The 726-nt window shown below is 44.8% G+C and carries 1 pseudogene; it reads right to left on the reverse strand.

Annotation, left to right across the window (positions count from 1 at the left end):
• A pseudogene (locus KIV40_RS17025) lies at nucleotides 1–666 on the reverse strand (IS5 family transposase); the annotation flags it as partial.
• Nucleotides 667–726: the final 60 nt, after the last annotated feature.

The following is a 726-nucleotide window of genomic DNA, read 5'->3' on the forward strand; positions in this document are numbered from 1 at the left end:
CCTCAACCCAACGATGAGCCTTAAAATCATCCGATTGTTTCAAGCTCGCAGCCTCTTCAGCACGTGATTGAACATGGGGAATGTAGTTCAAAGCAACCAGTTCATCATGTAACCACTGACCTGTATAACCTTTGTCTAGATACAAGGGCACTTTCAGAGGTGGACGATAACACTCCAGTGCATTTAATGTTTGAAGTACCAGCTTGATATCGTGGACGTTCGCACCATCACTGACAACGGCAAGTGGCAATCCATTTGCGTCGGTAAGCAAACTGCGTTTTACGCCTTGCTTCGCTCTGTCTGTTGGGTTTTTACCTGTTTTTTTGAGCCTGCTAAAGGCGCTTTCGTTTGGCAGCCATCCATTGATATAGAACGCCAATCAACACCTTCGTAAATCAGGCCATTTTGCTAAAATCGCTCAAAGACACCAGCATCCCGCCACTCTTGAAAGCGACGATGTGCAGAGCTAGAGGTACAAATACCCGTTGCGTTAAGGGCGTTCCACTGACAACCCGTTCTGAGAACAAAAAGAATTCCATTCATTGCATCGCGATTATCGACCCTCTTTCGATGTGTCCCGAGAGGGTGATTAGTCTTGTGGATAGGCAACAAAGGCTCAATTTTCGCCCAAAGGGCATCAGAGATTAGGTATTGTGTTGAACTCATTTATAGTATTTCAATAGGTGCTAATTTAACTCAGACAACACCTATTGAGATAGGTTCTTA

The sequence above is a fragment of the Vibrio sp. D173a genome, from assembly GCF_030248475.1.